Origin of the sequence: Streptomyces sp. NPDC059255 (assembly GCF_042752355.1) — a bacterium.
Lineage (GTDB): Bacteria > Actinomycetota > Actinomycetes > Streptomycetales > Streptomycetaceae > Streptomyces.
This window is the reverse complement of sequence record NZ_JBHYZP010000036.1, coordinates 31390-48007: the sequence shown is the minus strand read 5'-3', so window position 1 is coordinate 48007 and position 16618 is coordinate 31390. Positions and strand designations below refer to the sequence as shown.

Annotated in this window: 14 protein-coding genes and 1 riboswitch; of the genes, 7 read left to right on the top strand and 7 right to left on the bottom strand. The window is 72.8% G+C overall.

What is annotated here, in order from left to right; all coding sequences use genetic code 11:
• Positions 1–14: 14 nt before the first annotated feature.
• Together ACFXKG_RS32250 and ACFXKG_RS32245 are read right to left on the bottom strand one after the other, a co-directional pair.
• Positions 15–665, bottom strand: a complete 651-nt coding sequence (locus ACFXKG_RS32250; RefSeq protein WP_384846572.1) for a peptidoglycan DD-metalloendopeptidase family protein — start codon at positions 663–665, stop codon at positions 15–17.
• A gap of 234 nt (positions 666–899) precedes the next feature.
• Positions 900–2087 (bottom strand): cobalt-precorrin-5B (C(1))-methyltransferase, encoded by a 1188-nt coding sequence (locus ACFXKG_RS32245; protein ID WP_384846570.1) that lies wholly within the window; start codon positions 2085–2087, stop codon positions 900–902.
• Between the two features lie 17 nt (positions 2088–2104).
• On the opposite strand from ACFXKG_RS32245, the gene ACFXKG_RS32240 reads away from it, so the two are divergent.
• Entirely contained in the window at positions 2105–2917 is an 813-nt protein-coding gene (locus ACFXKG_RS32240; protein WP_384846667.1) for a cobalt-precorrin-6A reductase, read from the top strand.
• Here ACFXKG_RS32240 and ACFXKG_RS32235 read toward each other — a convergent pair.
• From ACFXKG_RS32235 to cobG, 3 genes are read right to left on the bottom strand one after another with little or no spacing between them, the layout of a single operon-like run.
• On the bottom strand, positions 2836–4542 hold the full coding sequence (locus ACFXKG_RS32235; protein ID WP_384846568.1) for a precorrin-2 C(20)-methyltransferase: 1707 nt from the start codon (positions 4540–4542) through the stop codon (positions 2836–2838). The two genes, ACFXKG_RS32240 and ACFXKG_RS32235, sit on opposite strands and share 82 nt — an antisense overlap.
• Positions 4539–5180 (bottom strand): precorrin-8X methylmutase, encoded by a 642-nt coding sequence (locus tag ACFXKG_RS32230; protein ID WP_384846566.1) that lies wholly within the window; start codon positions 5178–5180, stop codon positions 4539–4541. The genes ACFXKG_RS32235 and ACFXKG_RS32230 overlap by 4 nt, the downstream gene beginning before the upstream one ends.
• A gap of 24 nt (positions 5181–5204) precedes the next feature.
• Entirely contained in the window at positions 5205–6599 is a 1395-nt protein-coding gene (gene cobG / locus ACFXKG_RS32225) for a precorrin-3B synthase (RefSeq protein WP_384846564.1), read from the bottom strand.
• 122 nt (positions 6600–6721) lie between these two features.
• Positions 6722–6800: riboswitch (cobalamin riboswitch) on the top strand.
• A 55-nt stretch (positions 6801–6855) separates the two neighbouring features.
• Between cobG and cobN the strand changes: the two genes are divergently transcribed.
• The gene (cobN, locus tag ACFXKG_RS32220; RefSeq protein WP_384846562.1) at positions 6856–10524 is read left to right on the top strand and encodes a cobaltochelatase subunit CobN; all 3669 of its coding nucleotides are present in this window, start codon (positions 6856–6858) and stop codon (positions 10522–10524) included.
• A gap of 46 nt (positions 10525–10570) precedes the next feature.
• Positions 10571–11737 carry a winged helix DNA-binding domain-containing protein gene (locus ACFXKG_RS32215; RefSeq protein ID WP_384846560.1) on the top strand — a complete coding sequence of 389 codons (1167 nt, stop codon included), beginning with the start codon at positions 10571–10573 and terminating at the stop codon, positions 11735–11737.
• A 10-nt stretch (positions 11738–11747) separates the two neighbouring features.
• Here the strand turns inward: ACFXKG_RS32215 and ACFXKG_RS32210 are convergent, their stop codons facing one another.
• Entirely contained in the window at positions 11748–13103 is a 1356-nt protein-coding gene (locus ACFXKG_RS32210) for a geranylgeranyl reductase family protein (protein WP_384846558.1), read from the bottom strand.
• Between the two features lie 218 nt (positions 13104–13321).
• Positions 13322–13744, bottom strand: a complete 423-nt coding sequence (locus tag ACFXKG_RS32205; protein WP_384846556.1) for an ATP-binding protein — start codon at positions 13742–13744, stop codon at positions 13322–13324.
• Positions 13745–13944: 200 nt separating this feature from the next.
• On the opposite strand from ACFXKG_RS32205, the gene ACFXKG_RS32200 reads away from it, so the two are divergent.
• From ACFXKG_RS32200 to ACFXKG_RS32185, 4 genes are all read left to right on the top strand, one after another.
• Positions 13945–14814, top strand: a complete 870-nt coding sequence (locus ACFXKG_RS32200) for a DUF5753 domain-containing protein (protein ID WP_384846554.1) — start codon at positions 13945–13947, stop codon at positions 14812–14814.
• The gene (locus ACFXKG_RS32195) at positions 14811–15002 is read left to right on the top strand and encodes a DUF397 domain-containing protein (protein WP_384846552.1); all 192 of its coding nucleotides are present in this window, start codon (positions 14811–14813) and stop codon (positions 15000–15002) included. The genes ACFXKG_RS32200 and ACFXKG_RS32195 overlap by 4 nt, the downstream gene beginning before the upstream one ends.
• Before the next feature lie 11 nt (positions 15003–15013).
• Complete coding sequence (locus ACFXKG_RS32190; RefSeq protein ID WP_384846550.1) at positions 15014–15211, top strand: DUF397 domain-containing protein; 198 nt, start codon at positions 15014–15016, stop codon at positions 15209–15211.
• A gap of 112 nt (positions 15212–15323) precedes the next feature.
• Positions 15324–16559 carry an epoxide hydrolase family protein gene (locus tag ACFXKG_RS32185; RefSeq protein WP_384846548.1) on the top strand — a complete coding sequence of 412 codons (1236 nt, stop codon included), beginning with the start codon at positions 15324–15326 and terminating at the stop codon, positions 16557–16559.
• The last annotated feature ends 59 nt before the right edge of the window (positions 16560–16618 follow it).

The window sequence follows — 16618 nt, the reverse complement described above, 5'->3', positions numbered from 1 at the left end:
GTGCGGAGCCGTGTTCACCAGGACGGCTTGCGGACGTTCCCGTAGCCGCCGCCCCTGGGCCGGTCTTCGAGGTGCAGGTGCGGGCCGGTCGAGTTGCCGGTGGAGCCGACCTCGCCGAGCTTCTCGCCCGCCTTGACCTTGTCGCCGACCGAGACGCTGCGCTTGGACAGGTGGCAGTAGACGTAGGTCCTGCCGTTGTCGGCGTTCAGGTGGATCCAGGTGCCGTACGACTGGCCGTTGTTGTCCGACACGGCGATGGTGCCGGCGCGTACGGCCACGACCTTGGTCCCCTTGGGCGCCGGGTAGTCGCTGCCGGTGTGGAAACCGGCCTGGTAGCTTCCGGGCTTGCCGTACGGGTTACCGGCGTTGGTGCCGTAGCCGGGCACGGGCGAGGCCACCCTGCTGCTCGAACTCCCCGTCTTGTGGCCGCCGTCCTTGAGCCCGAGGAGGGCGAAGGTCTGCGGCCCCGGCAGCCCGTCCGCGTTGCCGCCGGTCCACCCCTGGGCCTTCTGGAACTTGGTGCAGGCGGCCTTGGTCTCCGGGCCGTACAGACCGGTGGGGCCGGACGGGATCTTGCCCCCCTTGGCGATGAGCGCCTTCTGGAAGCTTTTGACGCATGTGTCCGTCTTGCCGTACTTCACGTGATCGAATTCAATCGTGGCCATGTCAAATCCCCCTTGACGTGTTCACTGTGATGGCCTGACGGGCAGCCATCTGTGCGTCATCCTGGGAAAGGCAAAGAAACGTTCAATAAATAGCCAATAAACGTCCATGTGGTCCTGGGTGTTGTAAGGCGTTGCCCGCCGTCCCGGGTCGCTCCGAGGGGGAGTTCCGTGTACGCCGCCGAACCACCGTTTCGGGACGTGAGCCCCCCGCGGGGAGCCTGACGCGCCGCGAGCCTACGAGGGCCGCGTCGAGACCGTCGTGCCCCCGGTGCTCGGCTCGCTGCGCCCCACCACCGTCCCCGCCCGGTCGATGCAGATCACGTCCACCGCCACCGGCGCCCCCCGCAGCACCGCCAGCGCCTCCGCCCTGGCCCGCAGCGCCACCGCGTCGCCCAGTGCCACGCCCGCCGCCTCGCACAGGCGCAGCGCCTCCAGGCCCGTGTTGGACTCCGCGACCCGGGCCGCCAGTGCCGGGTCCGCGCCCGCCGCCGAGGCCAGTTCCGCCAGGAACGCCTTGTTCACCTGGGAGCGCCCCGAGTGCAGGTCGAGATGGCCCGCCGCCAGTTTCGAAAGCTTCGCGAAGCCCCCGCAGAGCGTGAGGCGGGCGACCGGATGGCGGCGGATGTACTTGAGGACCGCCCCCGCGAAGTCGCCCATGTCCAGCAGCGCGTCCTCCGGCAGCCCGTGCACGGCCAGGACCGTCTTCTCCGAGGTCGAGCCCGTGCACCCCGCCACGTGCGTGCGGCCCGCCGCGCGCGCCACGTCCACACCCCGCCGGATCGAGTCGATCCACGCCGAGCAGGAGTACGGGACGACCACCCCCGTCGTACCGAGGACGGACAGGCCGCCCAGGATGCCCAGGCGCGGGTTCCAGGTCGACCGGGCGATCTCCTCGCCGTCGTCCACCGCGACCGTGATCTCCACGTCGCCCGTGCCGCCGTACCGCCGCGCCACCTCCGCCACATGGGCCCGCATCAGCTGACGCGGGACCGGGTTGATCGCCGGTTCGCCGACCTCCAGGGGCAGCCCGGGGCGCGTCACCGTCCCCACGCCGGGGCCCGCCCGGAAGACGACGCCCGCGCCCGGCGGCAGCGGTCGCACCGTCGCGCGGACCAGCGCGCCGTGCGTGACGTCCGGGTCGTCGCCCGCGTCCTTGACCACGCCCGCCATGGCCGCCCCGCCGGACAGCTCCTCCGCCGCCAGCGCGAACGCAGGGGTCTGCCCCTTCGGCAGCGTGATCGTCACCGGGTCGGGGAAGCCGCCGGTCAGCAGGGCGGTGTACGCGGCCGTCGTCGCCGCCGTCGCGCAGGCACCGGTGGTCCAGCCGGGCCGCAGACCGGTGTGCTTGAGTTGGGCGTCGCGGCCGCCCCCACCCGCGCCTTTGGTCGTCCCCGCAGTCGTGTCCGTACCGCCGTCCGTCATGGAGAGATCCGTTGCCCTTGCACGTGCTGATCCTCGGCGGGACCACCGAGTCGCGCCGCCTCGCGGAACTGCTCCACCCGCGGCTGCGCGTGACGACGTCCCTCGCCGGGCGCGTCGCCCGGCCCGTGCTGCCGCCGGGGGAGGTGCGCGTCGGCGGGTTCGGCGGGGCGGACGGGCTGGCACACCGGCTGCGCGAGGACCGGGTGGACGCGCTCGTCGACGCCACCCATCCCTTCGCCGCGGCCATCAGCCGGAACGCGGCCCTCGCCGCCGCCACCGCCGCCGTCCCCCTGCTGGCACTGCGCCGCCCCTCCTGGGCGCCCGTCCCCGGCGACGACTGGCGTACGGTCGGCACGCTGGCCGGCGCCGCCGAGGCGCTGCGCGGGCTCGGCGGGGCCCGCAGGGTCTTCCTCACCACCGGGCGGATGGGGCTCGCCGCCTTCGCGGGCCCGGAACTCGACCGCCACTGGTTCCTCGTACGGTCCGTGGACGCGCCCGAACCGCCGTACCCGGCCCGTACCGAGACCCTGCTCGACCGGGGGCCCTTCACTCTCGACGGGGAGCGTGAGCTGCTCCGGCGGCACCGGATCGATGTCGTCGTGACCAAGGACAGCGGCGGCGCGGCCACCGCGCCCAAGCTCACCGCCGCCCGGGAGGCGGGGATTCCGGTCGTGGTCGTGCGTCGGCCGCCCGTGCCGTCGGGGGTGACCGTCGTGGAGACCGCCGAGGACGCGGCGGCGTGGGTGGCTCACCTCTCGGAAGGGGCGGGCGAATCGGCGGCCGGGGAAGGCTCCGGAGACGGCGCGTGGGCCGGGGAAGGCTCCGGGTAGCGGCGCGGGGTCCAGACGATCTCCTCGCCGCCGCGGGCTCCGTCGCCGCCCCCTCGCCGTACGGTCACCGTCTGCGAGGAGCCGACGATCAGGATCGTCCGCATGTCCACCTGCGCCGGGTCGAGTTCCGCCAGCCGTACGATCCGCACGCTCTCCTCCGGCCCGCCCACATCGCGTCCGAGCACGACCGGGGTGTCCGGGGCGCGGTGCTCCAGCAGCAGTTCGCGGGCCTTGCCGACCTGCCAGTCGCGACTGCGGGAGCCCGGGTTGTAGAGCGCGAGCACCAGGTCCGCGCGCGCCGCCGCGCGCAGCCGTTCCGCGATGACCTCCCACGGCTTGAGGCGGTCGGAGAGCGAGAGCACGGCGTAGTCGTGGCCGAGGGGCGCACCGGCGCGCGCGGCGGCGGCGTTGGCGGCGGTCACGCCCGGGAGGACCCGTACGGGTATCTCCCGGTACGGATCGGCCGACGCGGCCTCCAGTACGGCCGTGGCCATCGCGAAGACGCCCGGGTCACCGCCGGAGACGACGGCCACGCGGCGGCCCCGCCGCGCCAGGTCGAGGGCGAACTCGGCGCGCTCGGACTCCACCTTGTTGTCGGAGCCGTGCCGCCGCTGGCCCGGCCGGACCGGAACCCGGTCCAGATAGGTGGTGTAGCCGACCAGATCCTCGGCGGCGGCCAGCGCGCCGCGCGTCTCGGGCGTGAGCCACAGCGGACCCGCCGGTCCCGTGCCCACCACCACGACCTCACCGGAGCCGGAGCCGGAGCCGGAGCCGGAGCCGGAGTCGGAGTCGGAGTCGGGCGCCGTCGGCGCAGGTGCCGGGGACGGCAGCACGGCCACGCGGCTCGGCAGCACCGCCACCGAGAAGTACGGCACCGAGTCCGGGTCCGTGTCCGCCAGCGCGCCCGTGCGCTCCCCGCTCATCGTCGCGCGCTCGACGTACCGCGCGTCCGCCAGCCGCCCCGCCCGTTCGACCGCCCGCCGTACGGCCGGGAACGTCCTGCCCAGCTTCATCACCACCGCCGAGTCCGCCGAGGCCAGCCGGGCCGTCAGCTCCTCCTCGGGCAGGGTGCCCGGCAGGACCGTCAGCACCTCCTCGCCCTCGACGAGCGGGGTGCCGAGCCGCGCGGCCGCGGCGCTCACCGAGGTCACCCCGGGGACGACCTCGGTCGGATAACGGTCGGCCAGCCGCTTGTGCATGTGCATGTACGAGCCGTAGAAGAGCGGATCGCCCTCCGCGAGCACCGCGACCGTGCGCCCCGCGTCGAGATGGGCGGCGAGCCGGGCGGCGGACTCCGCGTAGAACTCGTCCATCGCGCCCTGGTAGCCGCCGGGATGGTCGGTGGTGCCGGTGGTGACCGGGTAGACCAGCGGCTCCTCGATGTGGTCCGCGCGCAGGTGCGCGGCGGCTATGGAGCGCGCGATGGAGCGGCCGTGGCGGGCGCTGTGGTACGCGACCACGTCCGCCTCGGCGATGACCTGGACGGCCCGTACGGTCATCAGGGACGGGTCGCCGGGGCCGAGGCCGACGCCGTACAGCCGGCCGGTGCGGAGGCCACCGGTCTCGTCCGTCGTGGCCTCGGGGCGCTCGGCGGTCCGGTGCGTGGCCGTGGGGTTCTCGGTCATTCCACTTCGCTCGCGATCGCGTTGATGGCCGCCGCCGCGAGGGCGCTGCCGCCGCGCCGTCCCCGTACGACCAGGTGTTCCAGGCCGGCGGGGTGGCCGGCCAGCGCGTCCTTGGACTCGGCCGCGCCGATGAAGCCGACCGGGACGCCGATGACGGCCGCCGGGCGCGGCGCGCCCGCCTCGACCATCTCCAGCAGCCGGAAGAGCGCGGTCGGCGCGTTGCCGACGGCGACGACCGCGCCGTCCAGCCGGTCCCGCCACAGCTCCAGCGCGGCGGCGCTGCGCGTCGTCCCCAACTCGGCGGCGAGGCCTGGCACGGCGGGGTCGGAGAGCGTGCAGAGCACGTCGTTGCCGGCGGGCAGCCGCTTGCGCGTGACCCCGCTCGCGACCATCTGCACGTCGCACAGGATCGGCGCGCCCGCGCGCAGCGCCGCGCGGGCGCGGGCCACCACACCGGGGGTGAAGGCCAGGTCGCGCACGAGGTCGACCATGCCGCAGGCGTGGATCATCCGCACCGCGACCTGGGAGACATCGGCGGGCAGCCCGGCGAGGTCCGCCTCGGCGCGGATCGTGGCGAACGACTGGCGGTATATCTCCGCGCCGTCCTTCTCGTAGTCGAACACTGTGGTTTCGCTCATCTCGTCACGGCTGCTTTGTCTTCTTCACGTTGTCTGCCCCGCGTTGTCGCCTCTGTGTACGGAGACGGTGTAGCGGCCCTCCCCGGTCGCGACCCGGTCCACCCGGTCGCCCTGCGGATGACCGCAGCGCCGCGCGCATCCCGACCAGTACACGGGCAGGCGGTCCCGGTCCCCGCCCCGGCCCGCTGCCGCGGCTCCGGCCACGGACGCGGCGGCGTCGGCCCGTACGTCCGCGAGCGCCTTGGCGCACCCCGGCCGCCCGGTGCAGGCGCCGACGCCGAGCCAGGGGGAGCCGGGATCGGTGACCAGTCCGGCGGTACGGAGGCGCCCGAGGAGACCGGCGGCGGCCTCGGCGGTCAGGCCGGGGACGACCACCCCGCGCCAGGGCGTCAGCCGCAGGCCACGGTCCTCGGTGAGCAGGAGCCGCCACTGGGCCACGCTCAGCCTGCCGAGCCGGGGGTACGCGGAGAGCGCCACCGTTGCGTCGGGGGAGGGGATCAGCCCGGGCTCGGGGGCAGGGGCCGGGCCGGGCGCCGGGCCGGGGGCGGCCGTGTCCCCCGTATCCGCCGCCAGGGCTTCGATCCCGGCCGCCGTCAGGCGCTCCGTCACCGCCGCCGTCAGCTCTCGCGCGGACTCGGCCGGCAGGTCCTGTACGCGCCAGGCGCCCGTGCCGCTCGCGCGCGCCACGGTGAGGAAGGTCTCCGCCGCCAGCAGGGCCGCGCGCGGGGCGTCGGCGGCCGGGACCCGTACGCCCGGGACCCGCACCGCCCCTGGGGCGGACGCCGGGTGGTTCGTACCGGTCTGGTCGACCCGGGTCTGGTTCGTGCCGGTCCGTACCGTCACCGTGCCGTCCCGCCGTGCGAGCAACGTCACATCCGCGCCCAGCGCGGCCACATCGCCCCGGCCGTCGTCCAGCGCGAAGAGGAAGCGCCCGGAGAGCCCCGCCGCCGCGTCGCTCGCGCACAGCAGTTCGTCCAGCCGCCGGGCCCACAACTGCACGTCCCCCGCGCCGAGTCCGTCGAGGCCGGCCAGCGGCGAGGCGACGATGTTCCGTACCCGCTCGTGTGCCTCCGACGGCAGCAGCCCCGCCCCGTGCAGCAGCGCCGCCAGCTCGCCGCCGCAGCCCGCGTCCAGCCCCCGGAGCTGGACGTTGCCCCGGGACGTGAGGTCCAGGTGGCCGTCGCCCAGGCGCTCCGCCGCGTCCGCCAGAACATGCGCCTGGCGGTGCGTCAACACACCTGCGGGCAGCCGGAGTCTGGCCAGCGCGCCGTCGTCGGCGGCGTGCAGCCGCAGCGCGCCGGGGCAGGCGTCCCCCCGTACCCGTACGGCATCGCGCACCGCGCCCGGGGACGGAGCGCGCGCGGTGGCTTCGTCCCGGTTCACGGGTGTTGGCGAGGTGGGCGGCATGGCCGCGAGCATACCCACGTGGTCCTCACCACGGACCCACTCGTACGGGCGCCCTCCCCGCCCGTGACCTCAGCACTTACTATGCAGACGGCGGGCCCGTCAGGCCCGCCGCACGCCAGTGACGGCGTCATGGGGAGGAAGCCCGGTGCGAACCCGGCGCGGTCCCGCCACTGTGAACCCGGCAGCTCCGGCCGCCGGGTGAGCCAGGAACTCCCGCCGTCCTCCACACCCGCCCGGGGCGCGGACCCCGAGGAAGGCCAGACGCCGCATGCTGCTGCTCCTGTCGACGTCCGACACCGATCTGCTCAGCGCCCGTGCCGCCAACGCGGCGGGGGGCCCGGTCCCGTACCGGTTCGCCAACCCCGCCCGGCTCGCGCTCGACGAACTGCCCGCACTCCTGGACGGCGCCGACCTCGTCGTCGTACGCCTCCTCGGCGGGCTGCGCGCCTGGCAGGACGGCATCGACGCGCTCCTCGCCCGGGATGTCCCGGTGGTCGTCCTCACCGGTGAACAGGCGCCCGACGCACAGCTCATGGAGGCGTCCACCGTCCCCATCGGGATCGCCGCCGAGGCGCACGCCTACCTCGCCCACGGCGGGCCCGTCAACCTGGAGCAGCTCGCGCGGTTCCTCTCCGACACCGTCCTGCTGACCGGCCACGGCTTCGAACCGCCCGCCGCCGCGCCCACCTGGGGCCGGCTGGAGCGCAAGGTCAGGCCGCCGCGCTTCGGCCGTCCCGGCCACATGTCGTGGGAGCTGGCCCCGACCGTCGCGGTCCTCTACTACCGCGCCCACCACATGAGCGGCAACACCGCCTTCGTCGAGACGCTCTGCTCGGCGATCGAGGACGCCGACGCCCGGCCCCTCCCCCTCTTCGTCTCGTCGCTGCGCGCGCCCGAACCCGAACTGCTGGCCGCCCTGGGCGAGGCCGACGCGATCGTCACCACCGTGCTCGCCGCCGGGGGCACCAAGCCCGCCCAGGCGTCGGCCGGCGGTGACGACGAGGCGTGGGACGCGGGCGCGCTCGCCGCCCTCGACGTACCGATCCTCCAGGCCCTCTGCCTCACCAGCAGCCGCGCCGCCTGGGAGGAGAGCGACGAGGGGCTGACGCCGCTGGACGCCGCCTCGCAGGTCGCCGTACCGGAGTTCGACGGGCGCCTGATCACTGTCCCGTTCTCCTTCAAGGAGATCGACGAGGACGGGCTGCCCGCGTACGTACCCGACCCCGAGCGGGCCGCGCGCGTCGCCGGGATCGCCGTGCGCCACGCCTCGCTGTCCCACCGTACGAACGCCGAGAAGCGCGTCGCGCTGGTCCTCTCCGCGTACCCCACCAAGCACTCCCGCATCGGCAACGCCGTCGGCCTCGACACCCCGGCCAGCGCCGTCGCCCTGCTGCGCCGGCTTCTCGTGGACGGCTACGACTTCGGTACGGAGCCGGTCCCGGGACTGGAGTCCGGCGACGGCGACGAGCTGATCCGCGCGCTCATCGACGCGGGCGGCCACGACCAGGAATGGCTCACCGAGGAGCAGCTCGCCCGTAACCCCGTCCGCATCCCGGCGGCCGACTACCGGCGCTGGTACGCACAGCTCCCCGCCGATCTGCGCGCCTCCGTCGAGCGGCACTGGGGGCCGCCGCCCGGCGAGATGTTCCTCGACCGCAGCCGCGCCGGCGCGGGCGGCGACCCGGACGGCGACATCGTGCTCGCCGCGCTGCGGCGCGGCAATCTGCTGATCCTCATCCAGCCGCCGCGCGGCTTCGGCGAGAACCCGATCGCGATCTACCACGACCCCGATCTGCCGCCCTCGCACCACTACCTGGCCGCGTACCGCTGGATCCAGGCGTCGAGCCACGACGGCGGGTTCGGCGCCGACGCCATGATCCACCTGGGCAAGCACGGCAACCTGGAGTGGCTGCCCGGCAAGAACGCCGGGATGTCCGCCTCCTGCGCGCCGGACGCCGCGCTCGGTGACCTGCCGCTGATCTACCCGTTCCTCGTCAACGACCCGGGCGAGGGGACGCAGGCGAAGCGGCGCGTGCACGCCACGCTGGTGGACCACCTCGTACCGCCGATGGCGCGCGCCGAGTCGTACGGCGACATCGCGCGCCTGGAGCAGCTGCTCGACGAGTACGCGGCGATCTCCTCGATGGACCCGGCGAAGCTGCCCGCGATCCGCGCCCAGATCTGGACGCTGATCCAGGCCGCCAAGCTCGACCACGACCTCGGGCTCGAAGCGCGCCCGGACGACGACGGGTTCGACGACTTCCTGCTCCATGTCGACGGCTGGCTCTGCGAGGTCAAGGACGCGCAGATCCGCGACGGACTCCACGTCCTCGGTGGCGCCCCGACCGGCGAGGCGCGCGTCAACCTCGTCCTCGCGATCCTCCGCGCCCGGCAGATCTGGGGCGGTACGTCCTCCCTGCCCGGCCTGCGCGAGGCCCTCGGCCTCGACGAGTCGGCCGCCACCCGCACCGCCGCCGACGACGCGGAGGAGCGCGCCCGCGCCCTCGTCCAGGCGATGGAGGACGCGGGCTGGGACCCGGCGGCGGTGCCTTCCGTGGCCGCCGGGCTGTCCGGCCCGGTGGCGGACATCCTGGACTTCGCGGCCCGGGAGGTCGTCCCGCGCCTGGCCGGCACGGACGACGAGATCGAGAACGTCGTGCACGCCCTGAGCGGCGGCTTCGTCCCGGCGGGCCCGTCGGGCTCCCCGCTGCGCGGCCTGGTCAACGTCCTGCCGACCGGCCGCAACTTCTACTCCGTCGACCCGAAGGCCGTGCCGAGCCGGCTCGCCTGGGAGACCGGGCAGGCCCTCGCGGACTCCCTCCTCACCCGCTACCGCACCGACAACGGCGACTGGCCTACCTCGGTCGGGCTCTCCCTCTGGGGGACGAGCGCGATGCGCACCTCGGGCGACGACATCGCGGAAGCCCTCGCGCTGCTGGGCGTCCGCCCCGTCTGGGACGACGCCTCGCGCCGGGTCACCGGCCTGGAACCGGTACCCCTGGCGGAACTGAACCGGCCCCGTATCGATGTCACGCTGCGCATCAGCGGCTTCTTCCGCGACGCGTTCCCGCACGCGATCGGGCTGCTGGACGACGCGGTACGGCTCGTCGCCGGGCTGGACGAACCGGCCGAGTCCAACTTCGTCCGCGCCCACGCCCAGGCGGACCTGGCGGAACACGGCGACGAGCGGCGCGCCACGACCCGTATCTTCGGCTCCCGGCCCGGTACGTACGGCGCGGGCATCCTCCAGCTCATCGACAGCCGCGACTGGCGTACGGACGCGGACCTCGCCGAGGTCTACACGGTGTGGGGCGGCTACGCGTACGGCCGCGAACTCGACGGGCGCCCGGCGCGCGGCGAGATGGAGACCGCGTACAAGCGGATCGCGGTGGCCGCCAAGAACACCGACACGCGCGAGCACGACATCGCGGACTCGGACGACTACTTCCAGTACCACGGCGGCATGGTCGCCACCGTACGCGCGCTGAAGGGCACGGCCCCCGAGGCGTACATCGGCGACTCGACCCGCCCGGAGACCGTCCGCACCCGCACCCTGGTCGAGGAGACGTCCCGCGTCTTCCGCGCCCGCGTGGTCAACCCGCGCTGGATCGAGGCGATGCGCCGCCACGGCTACAAGGGCGCGTTCGAGCTGGCCGCGACGGTCGACTACCTCTTCGGCTACGACGCGACGACGGGCGTCGTGGCCGACTGGATGTACGACAAGCTGACCGAGACATACGTCCTGGACCCGGAGAACCGCCAGTTCCTCCAGGAGGCCAACCCGTGGGCGCTGCACGGCATCGCGGAGCGGCTGCTGGAGGCGGAGTCGCGCGGCATGTGGGAGAAGCCGGACCCGGAGGTGCTGGCGGCGCTGCGCGCGGTGTTCCTGGAGACGGAGGGGGAGCTTGAGGGGGAACCGGAGGGCGAGGACGACTGAGGGGGAGGTCGCGGAGGCTCAGTTCGAGGGGCGGCATAATCCGGCCATGAGCCTCTCCGCCCGACAGCTCGCCCTGGCCACCCTGGACCGTCAACTCCTGCTCGAACGCAGGCGCCTCGATGTGGCGGAGGCGGTCCGCCGGGTGTGTGCGGTGCAGGCGCAGACCGCCGCGTCACCGTATCTGGCGCTGTGGAACCGCGTGCGGGATTTCGTGCCGGAGGATCTGGACGCGGCGTTCGCGGACCGCCGGATCGTGAAGGCGACGCTCATGCGGATCACCCTGCACGCCGTCCACGCCGAGGACTACGCGCTGTACCACGCCGCCATGCTCGGCACGCTGCGGTCGGCGCGGCTCCACGACCGGCGCTTCACCTCGACCGGCCTGACCCGCACCGACGCGGACGCGCTGCTCCCGCGACTTGCCGCGTACTTGGCGCGGCCCCGAACCGGGGCCGAGGTGGAGGAGGAGGTCACGGGGCGGTTCGGCGAGCACGCGCACCGGGTGTGGTGGGCGCTGCGTACGTACGCGCCGATACATCACGCGCCGACCGGCGGCCCCTGGTCGTTCACCCTGCCGAACGCCTACCTCGCCTCGACCACGGCCCCCGGGGCCACGTCACCGGACGTACCGGACCTACCGGACGCGTCGGACGCGGCGGCCGGGGTGCAGCGGCTGCTGCTCGGCTATCTGCGGGCGTTCGGGCCCGCGTCGGCCCAGGACTTCGCCCGGTTCACCCTGCTGGGGCGCGCGGTGATCACGGAGGCGCTGCACGCGCTCGGGGACCAGGTGGTGCGGGTGGCGGGGCCGGGCCGTGCCGCCCTGTTCGACGTGGCCGGAGCGACCGTGCCCGCCGAGGACACTCCGGCGCCGCCGAGGCTGCTGCCGATGTGGGACAGCACGCTGCTGGCCCACGCCGTCCCCGGGCGGGTGCTGCCCCCGGAGTACCGGCCCCTGGTCGTCCGGCGCAACGGCGACATGCTGCCCTGCCTGCTCGTCGACGGGCGGGTGGCCGGAGTGTGGCGCGCGGTCGCGGGCGGGCTGGAACTGACCGCCTTCCACCGGCTCGACAGGGCCGCGTGGCGCGGTCTGACCGAGGAGGCGGAGCAACTGTCCGGGCTGCTCGCCGACCGCGATCCGGCCGTCTACCGGCGCTACGGGCACTGGTGGGACAAGGGGCTCCCGGGCGTCGAGAGCGTGATCGTCAAGGCCTGACCGCACCTCGTCAACGGCTGACCGCACCGCCCGGCTCCGCCCTGCGCCGAACCGGCGGCGTCGGGACGAGGCGGACCGCCGTATTGATCAGGTGGTCGATCGTGTCGCGCGAAGGCTTGTCGGTGAGGTCGGTGAGCAGCCGGGCCAGGGCCTTGAGCAGGAACGGCGAGCCCAGGACGTAGCGGTTGAGGAGCGGCTGGAAGCCCGACCGGCTGAAGACGAGGTCGGCGGCGGTGTTGCCGAGGCGGTAGTAGCGCCCCCAGCGGCGGTTCATCTCCACGGGGTAGTTGAGCAGGATACGTTCCCGTTTCGGCCCCTGGGGAAGGGCCAGGGCGAGGGCCGCGCTCCCGGCCGCGACCTCGCCGGCCTCCAGGGCCTGGGCGATGCCCTCACCGTTCCAGGGGCTGATCATGCCGCCCGAGTCGCCGACCAGAAGGAGCCCCCGGGTGTACAGGGGATGCCGGTTGAAGCCCATGGGCAGCGCCGCGCTCCGCACGGGGCCCTCGGCGTTCTCCTCGCGCAGTCCCCACGCGTGAGGGGTGCGGGCCAGCCACTGGTCCAGGGCGGGTCGCAGCTCGACCTTCCCGTACCGCCGGTGCGGCAGCGCGCCGAGCCCGACATTGACCCTGCCGTCGCCCATCGGGAAGATCCAGCCGTATCCGGGCAGATAGCGGTCCGTCCCCGGGAAGCGGAGGTCGGCCCACAGCTCCAGATACTCCTCCTGGGAACGCTCCGGGCTGCGGTAGTAACGACGGGCGGCCGTCGCGATCTGCCGCTTCTTGTCCCGTTGCAGCCCCAGGGCGAGGGCGAGGCGGGCCGAGGCGCCGTCGGCGGCGATGACGATCGGCGCGCGGTAGACGGTCTCCTCCTCCGCTTCCTTCGCCTCTTTCGACCCCTTGGCCTCCTTCGACCCGGCGGCCACGCCGACGCCGCTGACACCGACGACACGGCCGGAGCGATCGAGCACAGGGTGGGTCACCTTCACACCGTTGAGCAGCCGTGCCCCGGCGGCTGCCGCGTGCTGGGCCAGGATGTCGTCGAAGTCGTGCCGGCTGCGCGAGAGACCGAAATCGGGGTAACTCCCCAGGCCGGGCCATTCGATATGGACCTGGAAGCTCCCGGCCACCCAGCGCATACCGCGTGACCGCATCCACCCCGGGGCGTTGATGTCGATCCCCATCCGGATCAGCTGGTGCACCGCCCGGGGGGTCAGACCGTCCCCGCACACCTTCTCCCGGGGGAAGTGGGACTTCTCCAGAAGCAGCACATCGACGCCCGCCTTGGCCAGGTGAAAGGCGGCGGACGAGCCGGCCGGCCCCGCGCCCACCACGATCACCTCGGCGTCCGTCTCCCTCGACTCACTCACCAGGAACCTCCTCTTGGGACACTCGCCGCCGCGCCGAGGCCGCCGCCCGGCACCTCATCATGGGTCAGGACGAGCCGGTGCGGAACACGGCCTTTCGGCGCGGCGGACCCGGACCACGGCGGACGCGCCTCTGCGCCTCCCGCGCACGCCGGGCGCGTTGGTGGCGGGCAAGGGTGGTCGGTTACGGCGCCACCGGAGCGCACGGCGCGGCAGCCCCGTCACCCCGGCCGCCCGTTCAGGGTGAACCGCGCCCACACGCACTTCCCGTACGCCAGCTCCCGGCACCCCCACTCCTCGGCCAGCGCGGCGACCAGCAGCAGCCCGCGCCCGCCCTCCTCGTCCTCGGGGCGGCCTTCCCGGATCTGGGGCAGCCTGGCGCGGTCGGGGTCGGAGACCTCCAACACCAGGTCGCCCCAGTCGACATGAACGGCCACCTCGACCTCGGCGAAGCTCACCCGGCAGTGGCGGACGGCATTGGTGACGAGTTCCGAGGCCGCCAACTCGACCTCCGGGGCGAGCTGTTCGAGCCCCCACTTCTCCAGGGTCTCTCTGACACGGGCCCGTGCGGCCGGCACGTGCTTCTTGCGTTTCGGAATGCGGAAGGTGTCGCGCAAGGGCTCCGCGAAGAGGTGTGGGGGCATGGGGTACCCCCAGGCTGGCGCATGGTCGATGTCGCGCTGCGTAGCTGAATGCTGACGGCGCGTGTGGTGAGGCTAGGGCTGCGCGGCCCCTGGTTACAACCCATCTTGGATGCAAGCATGCAGTCATTAGCTCGAACGAGTGACTAGCCGTGCCGTATTGGGGAGTTGCAGACTTAGGCACCTGAAGAGAGGGGAACGCCATGCCCGATGGTGGGAAGCCGACGGTGCGCAGCAGGCGACTCGGTGCGGCACTCCGGCGATACAGGCACGCGGCGAAGATGGACCAGCCGGCGGCGGCCGAGGTGATCGCCGCGTCTGCGGCCAAGATCAGCCGCATGGAGAGCGGGCATGTGACGTGCCGCGTCATCGATGTCCGCCTGCTCATGGCCGCTTACGGGGAGACGGACCGCGAAAAGGTGGCGCGGTACGAGGAGTTGGCCAAGACGTCGAAGCGGCGCGGGTGGTGGTTGGAGCATGCCGCGCATCTGCGTGCGGATTACCTCGACCACATCTCGCTGGAGGACGACGCCACGTACATCCGTGACTGGCAACCCGTCGTATTCCCAGGCCTGTTGCAAGTCTCTGCCTACGCCAAGGCAACCATCGAGGCAGGTCTCGGATACGTGGCTCCCGAGCGGATCGAGAAGCTGATGCAGGTTCGGGAGGGGCGCCAGGCGAAGATCGGCGAGGGCGGTGCCAGCTACACCGCGATCATTTGGGAACCGGTCATCAAGCACCCGCTCGTGGACGCCGACATCCATCGGGAGCAGTTGGCGCACACCCTTGAGGCGGGCAAGCGGAAGAACGTAACCATCCAGGTTCTGCCGTTCACCGCAGGGGCAAAGGCGGGGATGACCTCAGCATTCTCCTCGTTCAGTTTCGACTCCGATCCGATGGTGGAAGCCGTAACCCTGGACAACCTCAGAGGTACGTCCGTCCTCGAAGCCGCCGACGATTTGACGGCTTACGCCAACGCGTTCGACCAACTACGATCGGCGGCACTGGCACCTGAGGCGAGCGCGCGGCTCATCCGGGCCGCGCTGCGGAGCAGCAAGGAAGACACATCGTGACCCCTGATGTCATAGGCCCGTACCGGAAGTCTTCGTACTCCGGGCAGGAGAACAACTGCGTCGAGATTGCCGTAACTGTCAACGGTGGCCGTGCCGTACGCGACAGCAAGGACCACGCCGGGCCCTCCCTGCACTTCACTTCTGCCGGGTGGCAGGCTTTCCTGGCCCACGCCAAGGCAGCGTCGTGACCTTTGAGGTTGTGGGCCCTTACCGAAAGTCGTCCTACTCGGGCCACGACAACAACTGCGTCGAGGTGGCCCCCACCGCCAACGGTGGCGGTGCCGTGCGGGACAGCAAGGACACGAACCGCCCGTCGCTGCACTTCACTCCCACCCAGTGGCACACCTTCCTGACAGGGGCCAAGGCCGACCGTTCTGCCCGGGGCGCGAGCGGCTGAGCGTCCCCGCGCCTTGGCCGCCCCGAAGGCGGGCGCCGTCCCGGCAAGGGACACGGCGGTGCTGATCCAATGGCGGGCGGAGCCGTTCCCCCTACCCAGAAGGAACCACGCCATGACCACCCCGCGCGCCTTCCCCTTGGAGCCCACCCCGATCCATGTGTCCGACGAGGTCCTCGACGACCTGCGCGCCCGTCTCGCACTGACCCGTCCGCCGCTGGACGAGGGGAATGAGGACTGGTCCTACGGCGTCCCGGACAGCTATCTCCGTGAGCTGGTCGCCTACTGGCGGGACGGCTACGACTGGCGCAATGCCGAGACGGCCATCAATGCCTACGCGCACTACCAGGTGAACGTCGCCGGTGTCCCGGTGCACTTCATGCGCAAGCCCGGCCGTGGCCCCCGCCCGATCCCGTTGATCCTCACCCACGGCTGGCCGTGGACGTTCTGGCACTGGTCGAAGGTGATCGACCCGCTCGCCGACCCGGCCGCGTTCGGCGGTGACCCCGCCGACGCGTTCGACGTCATCGTGCCCTCCCTGCCCGGCTTCGGTTTCCCCCGCCCGCTCACCGGCTTTCCGGACGTCAACTTCTGGAAGGTCTCCGACCTCTGGCACACCCTGATGACCGAGACCCTGGGTTACGAGAAGTACGCCGCCGGGGGCTGTGACATCGGCGGGATCGTCTCCAGCCAGCTCGGCCACAAGTACGCCGACGAGCTGTACGGCATCCACATCGGCTCCGGGTTGCCGCTCGACTTCTTCACCGGCCCCCGCGCCTGGGACTTCGCCCGGAACCGGCCCCTCACCGACGACCAGCCCGCCGACGTCCGCGCCCGCATCGTCGAGCTGGACCACCGCTCGGCGTCCCACCTCACCGTGCACATGCTCGACGGAGCCACCCTGGCCCACGGGCTGAGCGACTCACCCGCCGGACTTCTCGCCTGGCTGCTGGAGCGCTGGAACGCGTGGAGCGACAACGGCGGCGACGTGGAGTCCGTCTTCACCAAGGACGACCTGCTCACCCACGCCACGATCTACTGGGTGAACAACTCCATCGCCACATCGATGCGTTACTACGCCAACGCCAACCGCTACCCCTGGACCCCCGCCCACGACCGCACCCCGGTCGTACAGGCCCCGGTCGGCCTCACCTTCGTCACGTACGAGAACCCGCCCGGCATCCGGACCGCCGACGAGCGCGTCCGGGCATTCAAGGCCGGCCCGCAGGCGGATTGGTTCAACCATGTCAACGTCAACGCCCACGACCACGGCGGCCACTTCATCCCCTGGGAGAACCCCGACGCCTGGGTGAGCGACCTGCGTCGCACCTTCCACGACCGCAGGCCCTGAACGCCCCCTCCCGCCGCTGGGCACCGAGCTGCCGAGGGCACCGTTCGCGGGGGCCCCTG